16 protein-coding genes are annotated in these 21,782 nt (G+C 64.5%); 8 read left to right on the top strand and 8 right to left on the bottom strand.

All coding sequences use genetic code 11. The features are described 5' to 3' along the window. Together HYH07_RS27575 and HYH07_RS27570 are read right to left on the bottom strand one after the other, a co-directional pair. A partial coding sequence (locus tag HYH07_RS27575; protein WP_220005431.1) for an efflux RND transporter permease subunit occupies positions 1-2,155 on the bottom strand: 2,155 nt, incomplete at its 3' end. Then, positions 2,152-3,417 carry an efflux RND transporter periplasmic adaptor subunit gene (locus tag HYH07_RS27570; protein ID WP_220005430.1) on the bottom strand — a complete coding sequence of 422 codons (1,266 nt, stop codon included), beginning with the start codon at positions 3,415-3,417 and terminating at the stop codon, positions 2,152-2,154. The genes HYH07_RS27575 and HYH07_RS27570, both read right to left, overlap by 4 nt. A 272-nt stretch (positions 3,418-3,689) precedes the next feature. Between HYH07_RS27570 and HYH07_RS27565 the strand changes: the two genes are divergently transcribed. The 7 genes from HYH07_RS27565 to HYH07_RS27535 all read left to right on the top strand — a co-directional run bounded on the left by HYH07_RS27565 (position 3,690) and on the right by HYH07_RS27535 (position 12,177). Further along, a complete protein-coding gene (locus HYH07_RS27565) occupies positions 3,690-4,844 on the top strand; it encodes an iron-containing alcohol dehydrogenase (protein WP_220005429.1) in 1,155 nt (384 codons plus the stop codon). Between the two features lie 19 nt (positions 4,845-4,863). Continuing rightward, positions 4,864-6,414, top strand: coding sequence for an AMP-binding protein (locus HYH07_RS27560; protein WP_220005428.1), 1,551 nt, complete (start codon positions 4,864-4,866; stop codon positions 6,412-6,414). Between the two features lie 273 nt (positions 6,415-6,687). Beyond that, positions 6,688-8,286 carry an ABC transporter substrate-binding protein gene (locus tag HYH07_RS27555; protein WP_220005427.1) on the top strand — a complete coding sequence of 533 codons (1,599 nt, stop codon included), beginning with the start codon at positions 6,688-6,690 and terminating at the stop codon, positions 8,284-8,286. A gap of 41 nt (positions 8,287-8,327) precedes the next feature. Then, positions 8,328-9,275: an ABC transporter permease gene (locus tag HYH07_RS27550; RefSeq protein WP_220005426.1), complete on the top strand. Its 948-nt coding sequence runs from the start codon at positions 8,328-8,330 to the stop codon at positions 9,273-9,275. Between the two features lie 9 nt (positions 9,276-9,284). After that, the gene (locus HYH07_RS27545; RefSeq protein WP_220005425.1) at positions 9,285-10,178 is read left to right on the top strand and encodes an ABC transporter permease; all 894 of its coding nucleotides are present in this window, start codon (positions 9,285-9,287) and stop codon (positions 10,176-10,178) included. After that, positions 10,178-11,185: an ABC transporter ATP-binding protein gene (locus HYH07_RS27540; protein ID WP_220005424.1), complete on the top strand. Its 1,008-nt coding sequence runs from the start codon at positions 10,178-10,180 to the stop codon at positions 11,183-11,185. The genes HYH07_RS27545 and HYH07_RS27540 overlap by 1 nt, the downstream gene beginning before the upstream one ends. After that, the gene (locus HYH07_RS27535) at positions 11,182-12,177 is read left to right on the top strand and encodes an ABC transporter ATP-binding protein (RefSeq protein ID WP_220005423.1); all 996 of its coding nucleotides are present in this window, start codon (positions 11,182-11,184) and stop codon (positions 12,175-12,177) included. The genes HYH07_RS27540 and HYH07_RS27535 overlap by 4 nt, the downstream gene beginning before the upstream one ends. 77 nt (positions 12,178-12,254) lie before the next feature. Here HYH07_RS27535 and HYH07_RS27530 read toward each other — a convergent pair whose 3' ends face one another. The 6 genes from HYH07_RS27530 to HYH07_RS27505 form a co-directional block, all read right to left on the bottom strand. Continuing rightward, positions 12,255-14,246 (bottom strand): acetyl-CoA carboxylase biotin carboxylase subunit, encoded by a 1,992-nt coding sequence (locus HYH07_RS27530; RefSeq protein ID WP_220005422.1) that lies wholly within the window; start codon positions 14,244-14,246, stop codon positions 12,255-12,257. After that, a complete protein-coding gene (locus HYH07_RS27525; RefSeq protein ID WP_220005421.1) occupies positions 14,243-15,859 on the bottom strand; it encodes an acyl-CoA carboxylase subunit beta in 1,617 nt (538 codons plus the stop codon). The genes HYH07_RS27530 and HYH07_RS27525 overlap by 4 nt, the downstream gene beginning before the upstream one ends. A 113-nt stretch (positions 15,860-15,972) precedes the next feature. Next, a complete protein-coding gene (locus HYH07_RS27520) occupies positions 15,973-16,839 on the bottom strand; it encodes a 3-keto-5-aminohexanoate cleavage protein (RefSeq protein ID WP_220005420.1) in 867 nt (288 codons plus the stop codon). Positions 16,840-17,039: 200 nt separating this feature from the next. Beyond that, on the bottom strand, positions 17,040-17,843 hold the full coding sequence (locus tag HYH07_RS27515) for a helix-turn-helix domain-containing protein (RefSeq protein ID WP_220005419.1): 804 nt from the start codon (positions 17,841-17,843) through the stop codon (positions 17,040-17,042). Positions 17,844-18,024: 181 nt separating this feature from the next. Continuing rightward, complete coding sequence (locus tag HYH07_RS27510; protein ID WP_220005418.1) at positions 18,025-18,681, bottom strand: glutathione S-transferase family protein; 657 nt, start codon at positions 18,679-18,681, stop codon at positions 18,025-18,027. Positions 18,682-18,818: 137 nt separating this feature from the next. Then, positions 18,819-19,955 (bottom strand): acyl-CoA dehydrogenase family protein, encoded by a 1,137-nt coding sequence (locus tag HYH07_RS27505; RefSeq protein ID WP_220005417.1) that lies wholly within the window; start codon positions 19,953-19,955, stop codon positions 18,819-18,821. A 264-nt stretch (positions 19,956-20,219) separates the two neighbouring features. Between HYH07_RS27505 and HYH07_RS27500 the strand changes: the two genes are divergently transcribed. Continuing rightward, positions 20,220-21,770, top strand: a complete 1,551-nt coding sequence (locus tag HYH07_RS27500; RefSeq protein ID WP_220005416.1) for a long-chain fatty acid--CoA ligase — start codon at positions 20,220-20,222, stop codon at positions 21,768-21,770. Positions 21,771-21,782: the final 12 nt, after the last annotated feature.

Here is a 21,782-nt window from a genome sequence, read left to right as displayed (position 1 = left end):
CGGGCGATTTGCGCGCGGCGGCGACGAGCTCGTCGGTTGCGGAGGCCAGCAGCTGCGGTCCACGGCCCTGCCGGTCCTGGATGCGGATGGCGAAGCCGCCGCCGGTGCCGATGCCGGGCACGGCCGGTGGTGGAATCACGATGATGAAGGCGCCCTGGATCGCGGCGAGGCGCTTGCGCAGCTCGGCCGTGATGGCATTCGCCGTCAGGCCTTTCTTCAGCCGCACCTCGGGCTCATCGAACACAGGGAAGAGCGCGGCCGCATTGCCGGCCTGGGTTCGTGTCGCGCCCGAGAAGCCGGCGAAGGCCGCAACACGGATGATGCCTGGCGTGTCCAGCGAGATCCGCTCGATCTCCCGCACGATCTCGGTGGTTCGCGCCAGCGACGCCGCCCCCGGCAATTGCACCGAGATGATGACGTAGCCTCGGTCCTGGGCCGGGATGAAGCCCTGCGACGTCGTCCCGATCAGCCAGCCTGCGCTGCCGATCAGCACGACATAGATCAGCAGCATCACGACCGCGTGCCGGATGACGAAATTGGCGAGGCCGGCATAGCCATGCGAAAGCCGATCGAACACACGATTGAAGGCGCCGGTGAAGGCGTTCCAACCCCGCGCAAGCAGATTCCAGGCGGCCGGCGGCCGCTTCTCCTCATGCGGGGTGAGGATCTGCGAGGCCAGCGCCGGCGACAGCGTCAGCGAGCAGAAGCAGGAGATCGCGGTCGCAACCGCGATCGTGACGGCGAATTGCTGGAAGAATTGCCCGGAGATACCTCCCAGGAACGCCGTCGGCACGAACACCGCGCAGAGCACCAGCGCAATCGAGACCAGCGCGCCGCCGACCTCCTCCATGGTCTTCAGCGCCGCGTCGCGCCGGCTGAGGCCGTGCTCGAGATGCCGCTCGACATTCTCGACCACGACGATGGCATCGTCGACCACGATGCCGACGGCGAGCACGAGCCCGAACAAAGTGAGGTTATTGATGGAGAAGCCGAGCGCCGCCATCACTGCGAAGGTGCCGACCAGCGACACCGGAATCGCGATGATCGGGATGATCGCCGGCCGCCATCCCTGCAGGAACACCAGCACGACGACGACCACGAGCAGCATGGCCTCGTAGATGGTCTTGATCAGCTCATGGACCGACTGCGCGATGAACTCGGTCGGGTTGTAGCCGATGTTGAAGTCGAGGCCCTTCGGAAAGCTCTGCTTGAGCCTCGCCATGGTGTCGGAGATGTTCCTGGCCGTCGCGAGCGCATTCGATCCCGGCCGCTGCGTCACCAGCATGGCGACGGCGGATTTGCGCAGCAGGAAGCTGTTGGTCGAATAGGCCAAAGCACCGAGCTCGATGCGGGCAACGTCGCGCAGGCGCACCGTGCGGCCGTCCGAGCCGGCCTTGATCAGGATGTCCTCGAACTGCTTCTGGTCTTTCAGACGGCCGGTGAACACGAGGTTGGGCTGGAAGGCGCGGTCGGCAATCGGCGGCTCGGCGATCTGGCCGCCGGCGATCTGCACGTTCTGGGCGCGGATCGCGGCCAGCACCTCGGCCGAGGTCAGGCCGAGATTGGCGATGCGATCCGGATCGAGCCAGAGCCGCATCGAATAGTCGCGCGCACCAAAGATCTGGATGTCGCCGACGCCGTCGATGCGCAGCAGCTGGTCGCGGACCTGGAGCAGCGCATAGTTGGAGATATAGAGCTGGTCGAACGTGTCGTCGGGCGACAGCATGAACACGACCATCAGGATGTCGGGCGAGTTCTTGCGGGTGACGACGCCGTTGCGCTGCACCTCGTCCGGCAGCTGCGGCTGCGCGATCGCGACGCGGTTCTGCACCAGCACCTGCGCCTTGTCGAGATCGGTGCCGAGCTTGAAGGTGACGGTGATGGTGAGCTGGCCGTTCGAGGTCGCCTGGCTGTAGAGATACAACATGTCCTCGACGCCGTTGATCTGCTGCTCGATCGGAGCGGCAACGGTGTCGGACACGGTCTGCGCCGAGGCGCCGGGATATTGCGTGGTGACGACGACGGTCGGCGGCACCACTTGCGGATATTCGGAGATCGGCAGCGTCGAATAAGCGAGCGTACCGACGATCAGGAGCACGATCGACAGCACCATCGCGAGGATGGGCTGGTTGATGGACAGACGGCCAAGATTCATGACTTGTCACCAGCCTTGCCACCGGCCGGGGCTTGAGCGGTCTGCGGGCTGACCTTGGCGCCAACACGGGCGCGCTGGATGCCATTGACGATGACGCGGTCCTCGGCCTTCAACCCTTCGCGGATCACGCGCAGGCCGTCATCGAGGGGCCCGAGCACCACCGGGCGCGCTTCCACAGTATCGTCGGGCTTCACCACGAACACGATCTTGCGCGACTGGTCGGTCGCGACTGCTGTATCCGGAATCAGCAGCGCTTCGTACGGCGCGCTGCCGATCAGGCGAACGCGGCCGAACTGGCCGGGCAGGATCGAGAGATCGGTGTTCTTGACCACCGCGCGGCTGCGCAGCGTTCCCGTGGAAACATCGAGGCGGTTATCGAGGAAGTTGACGGCGCCCTCATGCGACGGTTTTGTTTCGCCTGCGAGCGTCACCTGCACCGGGTTCGCGGTATCGCGCGAGCTCGGGCGCTTACCCTCGAACCACAGCTTGCTGTATTTGATGAAGGTCGTCTCATCCATGTCGAAATAGATGTAGATCGGGTCGAGCGCGACGATCGAGGTCAGCAGCGTCGAGGTGCCGGTATCGCTGCCCTGCACGAGGTTGCCGGGGCTGACGAGGTGGCGGCTGGCGCGGCCGGTGAGCGGCGCGGTGACATGGGTGAACTCGATGTTTAGCCGGGCAGCCTTCAGTGCGCCTTCGGCCTGGGTTTCCGCCGCGTGCGCGGCCTGCAAGGCCTGGCGCCGCTGGTCGACGACCTGCTCGGAGACCGCGCTGGTCTGCACCAGGTTCAGGCCACGATCGAGCTCGCGCTTAGCCAGCTCCACCTTGGCGCGGGCGTCGGAGAGCTGGCCGTCGGCCTGCGCCGCCACCGCCTCGAACGGCCGGGGGTCGATGACGTAAAGCAGATCACCCTGGTGCACGATGGCACCGTCCTGGAATTCGACCGAGTTGACGAAGCCGCCGACACGCGGACGCACCTGCACCTCCTCGACCGCCTCGAAGCGACCGGTGAACTCATCCCAATCAGTGACGGTGCGCTTGACCGGCTGGGCGACAGTCACCGCTGGAGGCGGCGGCGCAGCCGCTTGCGAGGTCGGCTGGCCACAGCCGCTGAGTGCGAAGGCGGCGACGAGAAGGCCGGCTATGGCGCAAGGCTTGGTGTAGGGCTTGGCGTAGGGCTTGTCATGAGGCTTGTCATAAGGCTTGGGCCGAACGAAATCGTGCGTTTTGACAAATTGCTCGCTTCCGTCCGATCCACTCATCCCAGGTCCTCGCATGAAAGCCGCGGAAAATGCAGCGTAGTCCTCTACCCGCGGGCGCCACAAGATGGGTGTCGATGATGAAATCTTCAAGACTACGTCACGCGCAATGCTCCGCCGGATGTCCTAGCCTGATGACGGGTTGACATTGCCTTCGCCTCTCCCCGCACGCGGGCGAGGGAGACGAGCAATCAGCGTCTTCGCACATGACGGAGGCGGCCGGCTTGGCTAGACTACCCCCAACAAAGAAGACAAATTGTCCGGGGAGGACAGGCGTGCACCAGGGACGTGTCGTTTACGGCGCGATCGAGGAGGTCGTGTTCGGCCATCCGGCGGCCGAGGCCGTCCCTGCGCAGATGGACCGGCTGGGAACCCGCCGCGCCTTCCTGATGGTGTCAGGGACGCTGAACCGAGAGACTGGCGAAATCGCGAAGATCGTCGGGGCGCTGGGCTCGCGCTGTGCCGGGCTGTTCGATGCGATGCCCGCGCACACGCCGCGCGAGGCGGTGATCGCGGCCACCAATGCGGCACGCGAGGCCGGCGCAGATCTCATCGTCACTGTCGGCGGCGGCTCGATCACCGACGGCGCCAAGGCGGTGCAGCTCTGCCTTGCCAATGGGATCGACGATATCGCAGGCATCGACCGCATCCGCGTGCGCAAGGGCGTCGCGCCCGAGATGACCGCGCCGACCGTGCGCCAGATCAGCGTGCCGACCACGATTGCCGGCGGCGAGTTCTCCTCGATCGCCGGCGTGACCGACAGCAGCACGCATGTGAAGCAGATGCTGCGGCATCCGCTCACTGTGCCGCGCGCGACCATTCTCGACCCCGCGATCACCGTGCACACGCCGGAATGGCTGTTTCTCTCCACCGGCATTCGCGCCATCGACCATTGCGTCGAGGCGATCTGCTCGCACGAGACCCACCCTTACGCCGACGCGCAATCGGTGAAGGGCCTCGCCATGCTCGCCGACGCGTTGCCGCGGGTGAAGGCCGACCCCAGAGATCTCGACGCGCGGATGGACGCGCAGATCGGCACCTGGCTGTCGATGGGTGCGCTCGCGGCCGGGGTGCCGATGGGCGCAAGCCACGGCATCGGTTACGTGCTGGGCGCGGCCTTCGGCGTGCCGCATGGCCACACCTCCTGCATCATGCTGCCGGCGGTGATGCGCTGGAACGCGAGCGCCAATGCCGAGCGCCAGATGATCGTCGCCGCCGCGATGGGCTTTCCCGGGCACAACGCCGCCGACGTGCTCGACGCCTTCATCCGCTCGCTGGGCATGCCGCGCAGCCTCGCTGAGGTGCGTGTCTCGCCCGAGCATTTCGATGCCATCGCCGAGCAGGCGATGCGCACGAACTGGATTCCGCATAATCCGCGCAAGATCGAGAGCCCGGCGCAGATACGCGAAATCCTGGATCTCGCTGCATGATATTAAGGCAGGAGGACTGATGTACCCTGGTCTGCATGCCCGCCTGCGCCCGCTGCAGCCCGCCTTCATCATGGCGGCCACAGGCGAGGCCGTCACCTATCGCGAGCTGGACGCGCGAAGCAATCGGCTGGCGCATCTGTTTCGCAAGCACGGATTGAAGCGGCTCGATCACTACTCGATCTTCATGGAGAACAACTCCCGATATCTCGAAGCCTGCGGCGCGGGCGAGCGGTCCGGGCTGTACTATACCTGCATCAACTCGTTCCTGACGCCGGGCGAGCTCGCCTATCTCCTCGTCAACAGCCAGTCCAAGATCCTGATCACGTCTGCGGCAAAGCTCGACATCGCGCGCGAGGCGATCCAGGCCTGCCCCGATGTCAAGCTCTGCATCGTCGCCGACGGTCCGGGCGAGAGCGACCGCATCGTGGGCCTTGCCGACGTGACCGCTGACCTGCCGAAGACGCCGATCGCGGATGAATGGCTCGGCACGGCCATGCTCTATTCGTCCGGCACGACGGGGCGGCCGAAAGGCATCTTGCGGCCGTTGCCGGAAGAGCCGCCAAGGCACAATCTGCCGCTGTTCGATTTCCTGACAAGACTTTGGCACTATCGCGAGGGCATGGTCTATCTGTCGCCGGCGCCGCTCTACCACTCCGCGCCGCAGGCCGCCGTCAATCTCACGATCCGGATGGGCGGCACCGTGGTCATCATGGAGACGTTCGATCCCGAGCGTTACCTTCAACTCGTCCAGCAATGGGGCATCACCCACACCCAGCTGGTGCCGACGATGTTCTCACGGATGTTGAAGCTGCCGGAAGAGGTGCGCAAGCGCTACGACCTGTCAACGCTGGAGATCGCGATCCACGCCGCGGCGCCCTGCCCGGCGCTGGTCAAGGATGACATCATCAAATGGTGGGGCCCGATCATCCACGAATATTACGGCGCGACCGAAGGCCTCGGCTTCACCGCCTGCAACAGCGAGGAATGGCTGGCGCATCGCGGCACCGTCGGCAAGGTGCTGCTGGGCGACCTCCACATTCTCGACGAGAATATGCGGGAGTGCCCGACCGGCACGCCGGGCCAAGTCTGGTTCAAGACGGCCTCGCCGTTTGAATATTTCAACGAGCCCGAGAAGACCAAGGAGGCGCGCTCGGCCGACGGCAGCATGAGCACGGTCGGCGATGTCGGCTATATCGACGAAGACCGGTTCCTCTATCTCACCGACCGCGCCACCTTCATGATCATCTCCGGCGGCGTGAACATCTATCCGCAGGAATGCGAGAACTTGCTGATCACCCATCCGAAGGTCGCCGACGCCGCGGTGTTCGGCGTGCCCAATGCCGATCTCGGCGAGGAGGTGAAGGCCGTGGTGCAGCCGATGCCCGGCGTGATGCCTGGCGAGGCGCTTGCGGAGGAGCTGATTGCCTTCTGCGCAAAATCGCTGTCGCGGCAGAAGGTGCCGCGCTCGGTGGATTTCGAGAAGGAATTGCCGCGGCTGCCGACGGGAAAGCTGTACAAGCGGCTGCTGAGGGATCGGTATTGGGGCAACAAGACGTCAAGGATCGTGTGAAGCGTTTGGTGTGCGGGTCTTTGGCACGCACGTGGCCACAAATCGATGTCCTCCCGGCGCAGTTTGTGGAGGCGGCTGCGCGCGACACGCGCTTCGGAACCGTTCGCACCTGCACTCTAACATTGTGAGAGAGTGAAACCTGCGACCTTCCGTCATCCGAATTGCCGAGAGCGCGGCCGCCCTTGCCCGTTGCCTCGCTGCACCTGCCTCGCTATCGTCCTGACAAACAGGCCAGAAAAGGCCCAGAAGACTAAAGTCCAGGGAGGACCGAGGATGCGGAGCGTACGGGCGCTCGCCGCAATGGCGGCGCTATCTTTGCTAGCGTTTTCGACCACGACGTTCGCGGGCGAGCCCAAAGAGGGCGGAATCCTGCGGATGTATCACCGTGACAGCCCGGCCAATGCGTCCATCCTCGAAGGCGCGACCTATTCGGTCAACGTGCCCTTCATGGGGGTCTTCAACAATCTCGTCATCTATGATCAGCACATCGCGCAGAACAGCCCTGATACGCTGAGGCCTGAGCTGGCCGAGAGCTGGTCCTGGGGCAGTGACAACAAGAAACTGACGTTCAAGCTGCGCCAGGGCGTCAAATGGCATGACGGCAAGCCGTTCACGTCGGCCGACGTCAAATGCACATTCGACCTCCTGATGGGCAAGTCGCAGCAGAAGCTGCGGCAGAATCCGCGCAAGGCCTGGTACAGCGAGGTCGAGGACGTCACAGCAAACGGCGACTTCGAGGTCTCCTTCAGCCTGAAGCGGCCGCAGCCCTCGCTGCTGGCGATGCTCGCCTCCGGCTATACGCCTGTTTATCCCTGCCATGTCTCGCCGGCGGACATGCGCACCCACCCGATCGGGACCGGCCCCTACAAATTCGTCGAGTTCAAGGCCAATGAATCGGTCAAGCTGACGCGGAATCCGGACTATTGGAAAAAGGGCCTGCCCTATCTCGATGGCATCGAATACACCATCATCACGAACCGCTCGACCGCGATCCTCGCCTTCGTCGCCGGCAAGTTCGACATGACGTTCCCGACGCATATCACCATCCCGCTGCTGAAGGACATCAAGTCGCAGGCGCCGAACGCGGTCTGCGTCGTCGAACCGACCAACGTCTCGACCAACATCATCGTCAATTCGGCCTCGGCCCCGTTCGACAACATCGATATCCGCCGCGCGATGTCGCTGGCGCTCGATCGGAGGGCGTTCGTCGATATCCTGTTCGAAGGTCAGGCCGACATCGGCGGCACCATGCTGCCGCCGCCGCAAGGCATCTGGGGCATGCCCAAGGACAAGCTCCAGACCATTCCGGGTTACGGTCCGGACGTGAACGCGAACCGCGAGGAAGCGAAGAAGCTGATGCAGAAGGCGGGTTACGGCCCCGACAAGCATCTGGCCGTAAAGGTTTCGACGCGCAATCTGGCGGAATATCGCGATCCCGCGGTGATCCTGATCGACCAGCTCAAGAGCATCTATATCGACGGTGAACTCGATGTGGTGGAGACCGCAAACTGGTTCCCGAAAGTCGCGCGCAAGGACTACATGCTCGGCCTCAATCTGACCGGCAATTCCGTCGACGATCCGGACCAGTCCTTCTACGAGAACTATTCCTGCGGTTCGGAGCGGAATTACACCAATTACTGCAACAAGGAGATCGAGAAGCTGTTCGACCTGCAGTCGCAGGAGATCGACATCAACAAGCGCAAGCAACTGGTCTGGGACATCGACAAGAAGCTGCAGGAGGACGTCGCCCGTCCGATCATCTTCCATGCGCGGGCCGGCACCTGCTGGCAGCCTTATGTCAAGGGGATCACGATCATGTCGAACAGCTCCTATAACGGATTTCGCTACGAGGATGTGTGGCTCGACAAATAAAGCGGCAGGCTGAAGATTAGCAGTTTCGGCGGAGGGCGCGAATGTTTGCCTATCTGGTGCGGCGCCTGTTCCTGATGCTCGTGACCCTGTTCGGGATCTCGATCGTCATCTTCTTCCTGCTGCGTATCGTGCCCGGCAACATCGTCGACATCCTGTTCGCCGCGGCCGGCTACGTCGATCCCTCCGACAAGGTCGATCTCGAGAAGCAGCTCGGCATCGACCAGCCGCTGGTGGTGCAATATCTGCACTGGATCGGCGGTTTGCTGCGCGGCGATCTCGGCTACTCCTACGTCTCGGAGAAGCCGGCGCTGCAGGAGATCCTGCCGCGGATCCCGATCACCGCCCGGCTCGCCGGGCTCGCGCTGCTGTTTTCGGCGTCGATCGGCATTCCGCTCGGCGTCATCAGCGCGGTGAAGCAGGGGACGCGGATCGACTACGCGCTGCGCGTGGTGAGCCTGAGCGGATTGTCGCTGCCCTCGTTCTGGCTCGGTCTCTTGGTTCTGACCGCGTCCGTCGCCATGTTCGGGCAGATGCCGATCTTCAATCCCAATCCTCAGAGTTTTGCCGAGGCCTTCGCAACCTATTGCATCCCGGCGATGGTGGTCGGCTTCCGCAGTTCGGCGCTGACCATGCGCATCACGCGATCGTCCATGCTGGAAGTGCTGCGGCAGGATTATATCCGCACCGCACGCGCCAAGGGCGCATCTGACGCGGCCGTGAACTATCACCATGCGCTGAAGAACGCGATCCTGCCCGTGATCACCGTGATCGGCATCGAGGCGGCGTTCCTGATCGGCGGCCTCATCGTCACCGAGACCGTGTTCAACATCCCCGGCGTCGCCCGCTTCCTGGTCGAGGCGATCCGCTGGCGCGATTATCCGATCGTGCAGAACCTCGTGATGTTCATCGCGGTCGTGGTGGTGTTCGCGAATTTCACCGTCGACATGCTCTACGCGGTGTTCGACCCGCGGATCCGGTATACGGATTAGGAGATCAGCTTGGCTGCGATCGACTTCGACGTTGAACTGAGGCGGGCGGGCGCGCATGCGACCGGCGGCTGGCGGCGCGTGCTGTTTTTGGCGCAACGGCATGTGCTGGGCGCCGCCGGGCTGACCATCATGACGGTGTTCGTGCTGACCGCGATCTTCGCCGATTTCATCGCGCGCTATGACCCCTTGAGCGTCGATGCCGCGCATGCGCTGGCGCGCCCGAGCTGGGCACACTGGATGGGCACGGATTCCTTTGGTCGCGACGTGTTCAGCCGTATCATCCACGGCGCGCGGATCTCGCTCGCGGTCGGAATCGGCTCGACCGCGCTCGGCGGCACCATCGGCGTGATCGTCGGGCTGACGTCCGGCTATCTCTCGGGCTGGGTCGATCTCATGTTCCAGCGCGTCTCCGACATCCTGCAGGCGCTGCCGCTGCTGGTGCTGGCCCTGATCATGACGGCCGCGCTCGGCCCGTCGCTGCCGAACGTCATCCTGGCCATCGCCATTCCGCTGATTCCAACCGTGTCGCGCGTCACCCGCGCCAACACGCTGGCGCTGCGCGAGCAGCCGTTCGTCGAGGCGGCGAAATCGATCGGCATGAGCGAGATACGGATCGCGCTGCGTCATGTGCTGCCGAACACGCTGGCGCCGCTGATCGTGCTGGCGACCGCGCAGCTCGGCTCAACCATTTTGACCGAGGCTTCGCTCTCTTTCCTCGGCCTCGGTATCCCCGAGCCGTACCCGTCATGGGGCCGTATGCTCTCCGAATCCGCCGCCGAATATGTCCGCACCGCACCGTGGCTGGTGATCTTCCCGGGCATCGCCATCAGCCTCGCCGTGTTCGGCGCCAATCTTTTTGGTGACGCCCTGCGCGACATCCTCGATCCCCGGCAGCGCGGCTAATGGCTGATTCCTCCGATCTCGTGCTCGAGGTGAAGAACCTGAAGACGGTGTTCTTCACCAATTCCGGCCTGTTCAAGGCCGTCGACGACGTCTCCTTCACCGTGAGCCGCGGCGAGACGCTCGCGATTGTCGGCGAATCCGGCTGCGGCAAGAGCGTCACCGCCTTGTCCTTGATGCGGCTCGTGCCCGATCCGCCCGGGCGGATCGTCGGTGGCTCCGTCTCACTGGAAGCCACCGATCTCTTGGCCCTGAGCGAGGCCGAGATGCGCAAGGTCAGGGGCAATCGCATCTCCATGATCTTCCAGGAGCCGATGACATCGCTCAATCCCGTTATCAGGATCGGCGACCAGATCGTCGAGGCGGTGCGGCTGCATCGGAATCAGTCATCGAAACAGGCCCGCGACATCGCCGTCGAGATGCTGCGGCTGGTACGTATCCCGGAGCCGGCGCGGCGCGCGCGCGAATATCCGCACCAACTCTCAGGCGGCATGCGCCAGCGCGCGATGATCGCAATGGCACTGGCGTGCCGGCCGGCGCTGCTGATCGCGGACGAGCCGACCACCGCGCTCGACGTCACCATCCAGGCGCAGATCCTGGCGCTGATCCTCGATCTGCAGAAGGAGCTAGGGACCGGCCTCGTGCTGATCACGCACGATCTCGGCGTCGTCGCACAGACCGCGCAGCGCGTCATCGTGATGTATGCGGGACGGAAGGTCGAGGAAGCCAGTGTCGAGGCGCTGTTCGCTGCGCCAAAGCATCCCTACACGCGCGGGCTGATGGCCTCGATTCCCGCCGTGCCTGCGCCCGGCGTTGCCGCGCAGGAACGGCTGAACGAAATTCCGGGGACCGTCCCCTCGCTGGTGCGGCTTCCCGCGGGCTGCGCTTTCGCCCCACGATGCAAGCTCGCGATCAAGCGCTGCGAAGCCGAATATCCGCCGCTGATCGATTGGGGCGGCGGCCATCTTGCCGCCTGCTGGCGCGCGGCTGACGTGGCGGAAGTGGCATGAGCAAGGTTCTGCTCGAGGTCACCGACCTCAAGAAATATTATCCGGTGCGTGCCGGCGTGCTGCGCCGGCAGGTCGGCACCGTGCATTCGGTCGACGGCGTCTCGTTCTCCCTTGGTGCCGGCGAAACGCTCGGCCTTGTCGGCGAGTCCGGCTGCGGCAAGTCGACGGTGGCACGCAGCGTGCTGCGGCTGGTCGAGCCGACCTCAGGCCGGATCCGTCTCGACGGTGAGGACATCACGCATCTGTCCAAATCGGCGCTGCGCCCGCATCGCCGTTCGATGCAGATCGTGTTCCAGGACCCGTTCGCCTCGCTCAATCCGCGCATGACCGCCGGCGATATTGTCGGCGAGCCGATCGCGGTCCATGGTCTCGCAACTGGCAAAGAGCTGGAGACGCGGGTCGCCAAACTGTTCGAGCAGGTCGGTCTCCGCCCCGACCAGATGGGCAACTTCCCGCATCAATTCTCCGGCGGCCAGCGCCAGCGCATCTGCATCGCGCGCGCGCTCGCGCTGGAGCCGCGCCTGATCGTCTGCGACGAACCGGTGTCCGCGCTCGACGTATCGATCCAGGCCCAGGTGATCAATCTGCTGATCGATCTGCAGAAGCGGCACGGCTTCTCCTATCTCTTCATCGCCCACGACCTCGCCGTGGTCGCCCATATCAGCCACCGCGTCGCGGTGATGTATCTCGGCCGCATCGTCGAGATCGCCGACAAGGATGAGCTGTTCAGCAATCCGCGCCATCCCTACACGCAGGCGCTGCTCGCCTCGGTGCCGGTCGCCAATCCGCTGGCCAAGAAGCTCGCGCCGCTGGTCGACGGCGACGTGCCGAGCCCGGTCAATCCGCCGCCCGGCTGCGCGTTTCACACCCGCTGCCGGTTTGCGATGGAGCGATGCAGGACGGAGCGGCCGGTGCTGATGGATGCAGGTGACAGGCACCAGGTGGCGTGCTTGTTGAACGAAGGTACGGGGCGGCCGGCCCAGGTGCCGTAGGGTGGCAAAGCGGAGCGTGCCCACGATCCCTCAATCATGGAAAGATGGTGGGCACGGCGCTTTGCCCTTTGCCCACCCTACGAGACTGGATTCGCCGCGCTAGCGATCTCCGCGATGATCCTGCCCGTAGTCACCTGCTCGCCCTCGACCACATCGATCGCAGCGACAACACCATCGATGCCAGCCTTGTGGACGTGCTCCATCTTCATCGCTTCCAGCGTCAGCACCGGCTGGCCTGATGTGACGCGGTCACCCGGCTTGACCAGGACGGCAACGACGCGGCCGTTCATCGCGGCGCGGACTTTGCCATCGCCGCCATTGGTTGCCGCCGCCTTGGGAGCCGCGAGGGTGAGATCGGCGACCGCAACCGGGATGCCGCGGTGCTGGAGGTACAACCGGTCGCCCTCGCGCAGGAATTTTGCGCTGTCCATCACGCCATCGTGGCGGAAGCGGATTGCGTCCACATCGAGCTGCTCGATCTCGAACTTGTCCTGTTGACCATTGGAGACAACGATGTAGCTGCCATCGCGCTCGCGGGTGGCTTCGAGCTCATGCACGTGACCGGCGATCTCGATCTTCGCGGGCAGAGGAAACGTCGCTGACAGGCTGCGGCCGCGTCGCCATGCCGGCGCGCGCGGATTGGTGACATAGAGCAGCAGGCCCGCCAGCGCCGTGTTGAATGCAGCATTTCCCGACGACGCCAGCAGCTCGTCGCGATGCGCAGCGATGAAGGCCGTCGTCGCCTCGCCCCTGGCAAAGCCGGGATGACGCAGGCACGACATCAGGAATGCCTGGTTGGTGGTCACGCCAAGCGCCGTGAGTTGCTCCAGCCCGACGATCAGCCGCCCCCTCGCCTCCTCGCGCGTCGCGCCGTGGCTGATCACTTTGGCGATCATGGAATCGTAGAACGGCGGGATTTCCGTGCCCGATTGCAGCGCGTGCTCGACGCGGATGCTATCAGGCACCTGCCAGCGCGCGATGCGGCCGGATTGCGGCATGAAATCCTGCGCGGCATCTTCCGAGCAGAGCCGCACCTCGATGGCGTGGCCGGAGAATTTGATGTCCTGCTGCTTCAGCGGCAACGCCTCGCCACGCGCGACGCGCAATTGCAGCTCGACCAGATCGAGACCGGTGATCGCTTCCGTAACGGGATGCTCGACCTGAAGGCGCGTGTTCATCTCCATGAAATAGAATGCGCCGCTGGCATCGAGCAGAAATTCCAGCGTTCCGGCGCCCTCATAGCGCAGCGCCTTCACCGCCGCGACCGCCACCTCGCCCATTTTCGCACGCAGCTCGGGCGTCACCGCCGGTGACGGCGCCTCCTCGATGAGCTTCTGATGCCGGCGCTGCACCGAGCAGTCGCGCTCGCCGAGATGGATGGCGTTGCCGTTGATGTCGCCGAACACCTGGAACTCGATGTGGCGGGGATTCTGGATGGCGCGTTCGAGGATGACGGTCGGATCGCCAAACGCTGCCTTCGCTTCCGACCGCGCGCTGCGCAACGCATCGGGGAACGACGCCGCATCGGTGACGAGCCGCATGCCACGCCCGCCACCGCCCGCGACCGCCTTGATCATCACGGGGAAGCCGATGTTCCTGGCCTCCTGGAGCATCACTTCCTCGCCCTGCTCAGCGCCCTGATAGCCGGGCACGATGGGAACGCCGGCCTTTTTCATGATCTCCTTGGCACCGGCCTTGTTGCCCATCGCCTCGATCGCCTGCGGCGACGGGCCGATGAAGACGAGACCGGCATCCTTGCAGCTTCTCGCAAACTCCGCGTTCTCGGCGAGGAAGCCGTAGCCGGGATGCACGGCATCCGCGCCACTGGCCCTGGCCGCGGCAATGATCGCGGGGATGCTGAGATAGGATTGCGCCGGCAAGGCCTCGCCGATCCGCACCGCTTGATCGGCCTGCTTCACATGCAGCGCATCGCGATCTGCATCCGAATAGACCGCGACGACGCCGAGGCCGAGCTGCCGCGCGCTGCGCATGACGCGCAGTGCGATCTCGCCACGGTTCGCGATCAAGACCTTGACGAACGGCCGGTGCTGCACAGATCCGTTCCTCATGGGCGGGCCACCGAGAATTGCATGCGCTGGGGCGTGCGGACATCGCCCTCGCGGCAGATCGCGAGCACCTCGGAAAGGACCGCGCGGGTATCGCGCGGATCGATCACGCCGTCATCGAGCACACGGGCGCTGGTTGCGAACACGTCCATCTGGCCGTCGAACACGCCAACGATCTGTGCCTTCATGGCATCGAGCTTTTCTTTCTCGACCGGCTTGCCGCGGCGCGCGGCGGCGGCCTCGGTCACGATCGCCATGGTCTCGGCGGCCTGCTCGCCGCCCATCACCGCGGTCTTGGCGTTGGGCCAGGAGAAGCAGAAGCGCGGATGGAAGCCGCGCCCGCACATGCCGTAATTGCCGGCGCCGAACGAGGCGCCGCAATAGATGGTGATCTGCGGCACCGTCGCCGAGGTCACCGCCTGGATCATCTTCGAGCCGTGCTTGATCATGCCGGCTTCTTCATAAGCCTTGCCGACCATGTAGCCGGTGGTGTTGTTGAGATAGAGGATCGGCGTGCGGGTCTGGCAGCAGGCCTGGATGAAATGCGTCGCCTTGTTGGCGCCGGCAGGATCGAGTGGGCCGTTATTGGTGATGATGCCGATCGCCTGGCCCTCGATGCGGGCATGGCCGCAGACGGTGGCCGGACCGTAATTCGGCGCCATCTCGGTGAAGTCGGAATCGTCGATGATGCGGGCGATCACCTGCTTCATGTCGACCGGGCGCTTGTGGTCCATCGGCATGATGCCGAGCAGCTCGTCCTGGTCGTAGCGCGGCGGCTTGAACTCTTGAGCCGACCTGCCCGGCCGCTCCCATTGCAGCGCCGCCATGATCTCGCGGGCGATGCGCAAGCCATCGCGGTCGTCCTCGGCAAGATAGTCGCCAAGACCGGAAACCTGCGTGTGCATCTCGGCACCGCCAAGCTCTTCCTCCGTCGCGATCTCGCCGGTCGCGGCCTTCAGCAGCGGCGGCCCGGCGAGAAAGGCGCGGGTACGGCCACGGACCATGACGATGTAATCGGACAGGCCGGTCTGATAGGCACCGCCCGCGGTGGACGAGCCATGCGTCACGGTGACGACCGGAAGGCCCGCCGCCGAAAGCCGCGCGAGATTGCGAAAGATGTTGCCGCCGCGGACAAAGTCCTCGACCCGGTAGCGCAGGAGATTGGCGCCGGCGCTTTCGACGAGCTGGACGTAAGGCAGTTTGTTCTCCAGCGCGAGCTCCTGCACGCGCAGCATCTTGTCGAGGCCGAAGGGCTGAAGCGCACCGGCATCGATGCCGGAATCGCTGGCGCTGACCATGCAGCGGATGCCCGAGACGAAGCCGATGCCGGCGATGACGCCGCCGCCGGGCACGCTCTTCGCAGCATCCGGCACGTCGAACATGTAGCCGGCGAGCGTCGACAGCTCGATGAAGGACGCGCCGGGATCGAGCACCAATGCGACGCGCTCGCGCGGCAAGAGCTGGCCGCGCTTGTGGAAGCGGTCCTTTGCTGCGGCCGACGCGGCACGCGTGCGCTCTTCCAGCGCACGCATGCGGTCGATCAGCGCGAGCATGCCGTCGCGGTTGGCATGGTAGGCGGCGCTGCCGGGGGAGATGGTGTTTTCGAGAATGGACATGATTCTATCCTACCCGTCATTGCGAGGAGCGAAGCGACGAAGCAATCCAGTCTGTTTCCGCGGATACACTCTGGATTGCTTCGCTTCGCTCGCAATGACGGCTGAGGCTACCTTCAGCGATTCGTCCCAAAGATCTTCCGCGCCTCTGATGGGCTCGCGATCTCGCGGCCGGCGCGCCTTGCGCAGGCGGCGATGGCTTCGATCAGCCGACCGTTCGAGGTCACCTTCTTGCCGTCGGCGAGATAGAAAGTGTCCTCGAGACCGGTGCGCAGATGACCGCCGAGCTCGGCGCAACGCTGGTGCAGTGGCCAGATCTCTTCGCGGCCGATGGCCGTGACCTGCCAATGCGCCTCAGGGCGCTTCAGCTTGAGCAGGATCGGCAGCAGTTCCGGATCCGACGGCATTCCTGACGCGACGCCCATCACAAAGTTATATTCGAGCGGACCCCTGTACATGCCAACCTGGTGATACATGCCGACGCAGCGGACGATGCCGACGTCGAAACATTCGAACTCGGGGATGGTGCCGACCGCATTCATGACGTCGAGATAATCCTTCACCTTCTCGACCGCGTTGTCGAACATCATGGGCGGCCAGGCCCAGCTGTTGTCGGCCTTCACCTTCAGATAATTCAGCGAGCCGGCGTTGCATGCGGCGATCTCCGGCTTGGTCTCGCGGATGCAGTCGAGTGCGCCCGAGTAGTTCGGCCCTGAAACGCCCGAGGTGTGGTTGATGATGACGCCGGGGCAGGCTTCGCGGATCGCCTGCTGGATCTCCCTGCTGATGCTGACGTCCCAGGACGGCAGATGCCCCTTGTTCGGCGCCTGCTGGCGCAGATGGATGTGCATGATGGACGCGCCGGCATCGAACGCAGCCTTGGCCTCGCGCGCCATCTGCTCGGGCGTCACAGGCACGTTGTGCTGCTTGGGGTCGGTGAGCACGCCGTTCAGGGCGCAGGTGATGACGGCCTTGTCGCTCATATCACTGATGTCTCGCAACGCTAGGAATTCAGCGGCTGCGATCATCTGATGCTGGGCATGCGGCTTCTTGCGCGGAGAAGCTAGTTAAAGACGAGTTATCGTAGGGTGGGCAAAGCGTAGCGTGCCCACCATCCTTGCCCGTTGCCGAGAGGTGGTGGGCACGGCGCAAGTGCGCCTTTGCCCACCCTACGAGACCAAGCCTAGCCCGCCTCGGCGAGCTCCCTCACCGTCTCGGTGCTGCGATAGATCGCAAGATCCCGCGAACCGACGAAGATCGCGCGCGGCTTCAAGCCATAGAAGCGGCGGATCGAGTGGCTGAAATGGGTCGAGTCGGGATAGCCGATGTCCTGCGCGAGATGGGCGAGGTTGAGGTTCTGGTTGGCGAAGTGCAGCAGATGCCGCGCGCGCTTCCAGGCGCGGAAGGAGCGGAACGAGATGCCGGTCTCTTCCTTGAACAGATGCAGGAAGCGCGAGGCGGACAGACCTGCTTCGGCCGCGCACGTATCCGCTGTCACCGGCTCGCCCGAAAAGCGCCCGATGCGGGCGACTGCACGCACCACTCTGGGGTCAAGCACGCGGCGCGGCAGCGCTTCGCCAAAACTCATCTCGTCGAACTCGGCGGTGGTGATGTCGCCGTAGCGGCGCTGGCGCAGCAGCGCGTAGGCAGCGAGGATCTTTCGGGCATAGGCCGCGCGGTCGGATCCCATCAGGCGCTGGGCCAGATCTTCCAGCACGCCATCCGGCACGCTTTCCGGCTCCAGCGTCACGCTGATCGCAGTACGGTAGTCGCTGGCAATGGAGTGCCGCTGGTTCGGCAGGGTGACGAACAGCTCGCCGGTGGCGAGCACGTCGTCGATGGTCATATACAGGCTGCCCTTCACGGCAACATAGACGTGACAGCAGCCGGGAGTTCGCTTGCGGGGCCGGCCGAGCAGGCCGGCATAGAAGACCCGCTCCGGCGTGATCAGCATCAAATGGTCGGATTCGCGACCCATGTCTTCCATTGGGGATCCTCCTCGCGCGGCTCTTTGGCCGCTGCGGAACAAAGGTCACCTTAGCGGAAATCTGGGCGCTGTCACGGCGGGATAGCGCTGTCATCGCGCGCAAAAGATTACCATTCCGGGACGGTTGAGCGGCCAACCGGGAACTCACCTACCGTCGTCCCGGCGAAGGCCGGGACGACAATCACGCCCTCACCCTTGGCGCAACATTCTGTTCGGCGCCGGCCTTCTGCTCCGCAGCAACCGCGCGCTTAAAACCGTCGCGCTGCTGCAGGCGTGCCCAATAGGCTGCGACATTCGGGCCGAAATCCTTGGCAAGGCCGATATTGTCGGCAAGGCGAAGCGCGTAACCGATGACAATGTCGGCGGCGGTGAAGCGCCCCGCGCACAAGGCCTCCGTGTTGGCGGTCGCCGCCTCGACGGCGCGCAGCCGTCCCAAAAACCACTTCGCATAGTCGGTGGCGACCTGCGGATTGCGGCGCTCTTCCGGCTCGAGCTGGGTGTAGCGGAGCACCAGGGTTTGCGGGAAGGTTAACGTAGCGTCGCTGAAATACATCCAGTTCAGGAAGGCGCCATAGGCGGGATCCTCCGGGCCGACCATCAGCGGCGTCGGGCCGTATTTGATGCCGAGATAATGGCAGATGCCGGAGGATTCCGTCATCCTGGTCTCGCCGTCGATCAGATACGGAATGGTGCCGAGCGGATTGATGCCGAGATACTCCTTGGCGAAGACGCGAGGCGGAAATGGCAGCATCTTCAATTCATAAGGCAGCCCCATCTCCTCCAGCATCCAGAGCGGACGGAACGAGCGCGCGGCATCGCAGTGATAGAGCGTGATCATCAGGCGTTTCCTCTACTTCTCCCCCTGTCATTCCGGGGCGCGCGAAGCGCGAGCCCGGAATCTATTCCTCTGCGGAGTCTGGCGCCCGATGGATTCCGGGCTCGACGCTTCGCGTCGCCCCGGAGTGACAGTGACCATTACAATCCCATCTGCCTTGACGCCAGATCCTTCATGATCTCCTCGGTGCCGCCGCCGATGGCGTTGACCTTGACCTCGCGGTAGATGCGCTCGGCCTTGATGCCGCGCATGAAGCCGGCGCCGCCAAAGATCTGCACGGCTTCCGAGGCGCAGAACGCCATGGTCTGCGTCGCCTGGTTCTTCATCATGCAGATTTCAGCGACCGGGCTCTCGCCTTGCTCCAATCGCCAGGCCAACATCTCGAGCATTGCTTGCGAGGCTGCGACCTTCTGCGCCATGTCGACGATCTTGTGCCTGATGACCTGGTGCTGGGCGAGCGGCTTGCCAAAGGTCTTGCGCTCCTTGGCGTAGGCGATGGCTTCATCGAGGCAGACCCGCGCGAAGGCGGTGCAACTCGCCGCCATGCCCATCCGCTCGCTATTGAAATTCTGCATGATGATCTTGAAGCCGTGCCCCTCCTCGCCGATCAGGTTTTCGGCCGGCACGCGACAATCATCGAAATGCAGCGTCGCGGTGTCGGAGGCCCACCAGCCCATCTTCTTCAGCTTGGTGCGGGACAGGCCCGGCGTATCGCCCTCGATCAGGAGCAGGCTGACGCCGCCGGCGCCCTCACCGCCGGTACGCACCGCAACGGTCAGATAATCGGCGCGGACGCCTGAGGTGATAAAGGTCTTTTCACCGCTCACGACGTAGTGGTCGCCGTCGCGCCGCGCCCTGGTGCGGAGGTTCGCGACATCAGAGCCGCCGCCCGGCTCGGTGATCGCGAGCGCGGAGATCTTCTCGCCCGACAGCACCAGCGGCAGCACGCGTGCCTTGATCTCCGGCCGCGCCGCGCGGGCGATCGGCGGCGAGCCGATGGTGTGGCTCATCAGGCTGGCGCTGACGCCGCCGGCGCCGGCGTGCGCCAGCTCCTGGCTTGCCACGATCTTCATGAACTGGTCGGCGGCGATCCCGCCATATTCCTCGGGAAATCCGAGCCCCAACAGCCCGATCTCAGCTGCCTTGCGATAGAGCGCGCGGGGGAATTCGCCGGCCTCGTCCCATTCATGGGCGAACGGGGCGATCTCCCTGTCGACGAAGCGGCGCATCATTTCACGAAAGGCGTCGTGCTCGGCGGTATAGAATGGGCTCTTCATTGCGATATTGCTTTCGACGACTCCTGCTGTTCCACCATGGCTGGAACACCGGCGGCTCACTTGCGCGGAGTGGCTGGATTCGCCGAGCCGCGGCGGCAAGCCGTGATCTAGCAACTCAACGCAAGACGATTTTCGCCCATCGCAGGCCAACTCCAAATCAAAAAAGACTGCTGCACAAACTCCGGCTGGCCTCCCAGGGCCATGCCGGGCATGGTGCACAGCAATAAGAATGCAGACGACACAGGACCGCAGAGGGAGGGAGTGTTGGCCGTTCGCTATTACGATTGGATCGCTCATCACGCCCGCCGTGCGCCTTCCAAGGTCGCGGCCATCGACCTCTCAAGCGGGCGCCGCTTCACCTATTCGGAGTTCAACGCCCGCATCTCGCGCCTGGCTTCGTTCTTGCGTCACTCGCTGAAGGTCTCGCGCGGCGACCGCGTCGCCGTGCTGGCGCCGAACACCACCGATATGCTCGACGTGCAGTTCGCCTGCGGACGGCTCGGCGCCGTCCTCGTGCCGCTGAACATCCGCCTCACCGTTCCCGAGCTTCAGTTCATCACCGGCGATTGCGCGCCTGACGTGATGATCTACGACACCGAGCTGGCCGAGACAGCGCTCGCCGTCGCAAAGCTCTGCAACGTCGCGACCAGCCTGCCGCTCGGCTCCAGCGGAGCCTATGAAGCCGGCATCGCCGCGGCCAAGCCGCTCGACCGCGCCGAGGAGGTCACGCTCGATGATGTCTCGACCATCATGTACACGTCGGGCACCACTGGTCACCCCAAAGGCGCGACCATCACGCATGGCATGACCTTCTGGAATTGCGTCAATCTCGGCGGCCCCGCCTGTATCGGGCCGTCCTCGGTGGCGCTTACCGTGCTGCCGATGTTCCACACCGGCGGACTGAATTGCTACACCAATCCCGTGCTGCATGCCGGCGGCACCGTGATCATCATGCGCGCCTTCGATCCCGCCGCGGCGCTCGGCCTGATCAACGATCCCGCACACGGCATCAACGCGTTCTTCGGCGTGCCCGCGATCTACCAGTTCATGGCGCAGCATCCGGCCTTCGCGACGACCGATCTCTCCAGACTGATCGTTTGCGGCGTCGGCGGCTCACCGATACCGATGCCGCTGCTGAAGGCCTGGGAGGCGCGCGGCGTGGCGCTCCAGCAGGGCTACGGCATGACCGAGACCTCACCGGCCGTGCTGGTGCTGGACCGCGAGGACGCGGCGCGCAAGGCCGGCTCCGCCGGCAAGCCAGTGCTGCACACCGAAGTGCGCATCGTGCGCCCCGACGGCAGCGATGCCGATGTCGGCGAGCTCGGTGAGCTCTGGGTCAAGGGACCGAACATCACGCCGGGCTACTGGAACAGGCCCGAGGCCAACAAGACGTCGTTCACCGACGGCTGGCTGCACACCGGCGATGCCACGCGCGTCGACGAGGAAGGTTTCTACTACATCGTCGATCGCTGGAAGGACATGTACATCTCCGGCGGCGAGAACGTCTATCCGGCCGAGGTCGAGAACGTTCTGCATCAGATCGCGGCGGTTGCGGAAGCCGCGGTGATCGGCATTCCTGACGCGCAATGGGGCGAGGTGGGCCTTGCGATCGTTGCAGTGAAGCAAGGCCAACAGCTGACGGAGGCCGATGTCTTCGCGCATTGCGCGGCCAACCTGGCGCGCTTCAAATGCCCGCGCCAGGTCCGCTTCGTCGATGCCCTGCCGCGCAACGCCACCGGCAAGATCCACAAGCCGACCCTGCGCAAGGAATTCTCGGTGGCTTCGGAGGTCGACAAGAAGGTCGCCAAGGCCTGATCAAAGCGCTCG

Source organism: Bradyrhizobium sp. BR 10261, assembly GCF_019455395.1.
Taxonomy (GTDB): domain Bacteria; phylum Pseudomonadota; class Alphaproteobacteria; order Rhizobiales; family Xanthobacteraceae; genus Bradyrhizobium; species Bradyrhizobium manausense.
Note: the sequence above shows the minus strand (reverse complement) of the source record. Positions and strands in the feature narration are given on the sequence as shown.

What these genes read in the sequence shown, in the direction of transcription:
- HYH07_RS27515 (WP_220005419.1), bottom strand. Translation starts at nt 17,843, where the DNA reads ATGGAAGACATGGGTCGCGAATCCGACCATTTGATGCTGATCACGCCG.
- HYH07_RS27560 (WP_220005428.1), top strand. Translation starts at nt 4,864, where the DNA reads ATGTACCCTGGTCTGCATGCCCGCCTGCGCCCGCTGCAGCCCGCCTTC.
- HYH07_RS27530 (WP_220005422.1), bottom strand. Translation starts at nt 14,246, where the DNA reads ATGAGGAACGGATCTGTGCAGCACCGGCCGTTCGTCAAGGTCTTGATC.
- HYH07_RS27510 (WP_220005418.1), bottom strand. Translation starts at nt 18,681, where the DNA reads ATGATCACGCTCTATCACTGCGATGCCGCGCGCTCGTTCCGTCCGCTC.
- HYH07_RS27570 (WP_220005430.1), bottom strand. Translation starts at nt 3,417, where the DNA reads ATGAGTGGATCGGACGGAAGCGAGCAATTTGTCAAAACGCACGATTTC.
- HYH07_RS27520 (WP_220005420.1), bottom strand. Translation starts at nt 16,839, where the DNA reads ATGAGCGACAAGGCCGTCATCACCTGCGCCCTGAACGGCGTGCTCACC.
- HYH07_RS27525 (WP_220005421.1), bottom strand. Translation starts at nt 15,859, where the DNA reads ATGTCCATTCTCGAAAACACCATCTCCCCCGGCAGCGCCGCCTACCAT.
- HYH07_RS27555 (WP_220005427.1), top strand. Translation starts at nt 6,688, where the DNA reads ATGCGGAGCGTACGGGCGCTCGCCGCAATGGCGGCGCTATCTTTGCTA.
- HYH07_RS27505 (WP_220005417.1), bottom strand. Translation starts at nt 19,955, where the DNA reads ATGAAGAGCCCATTCTATACCGCCGAGCACGACGCCTTTCGTGAAATG.
- HYH07_RS27540 (WP_220005424.1), top strand. Translation starts at nt 10,178, where the DNA reads ATGGCTGATTCCTCCGATCTCGTGCTCGAGGTGAAGAACCTGAAGACG.
- HYH07_RS27535 (WP_220005423.1), top strand. Translation starts at nt 11,182, where the DNA reads ATGAGCAAGGTTCTGCTCGAGGTCACCGACCTCAAGAAATATTATCCG.
- HYH07_RS27550 (WP_220005426.1), top strand. Translation starts at nt 8,328, where the DNA reads ATGTTTGCCTATCTGGTGCGGCGCCTGTTCCTGATGCTCGTGACCCTG.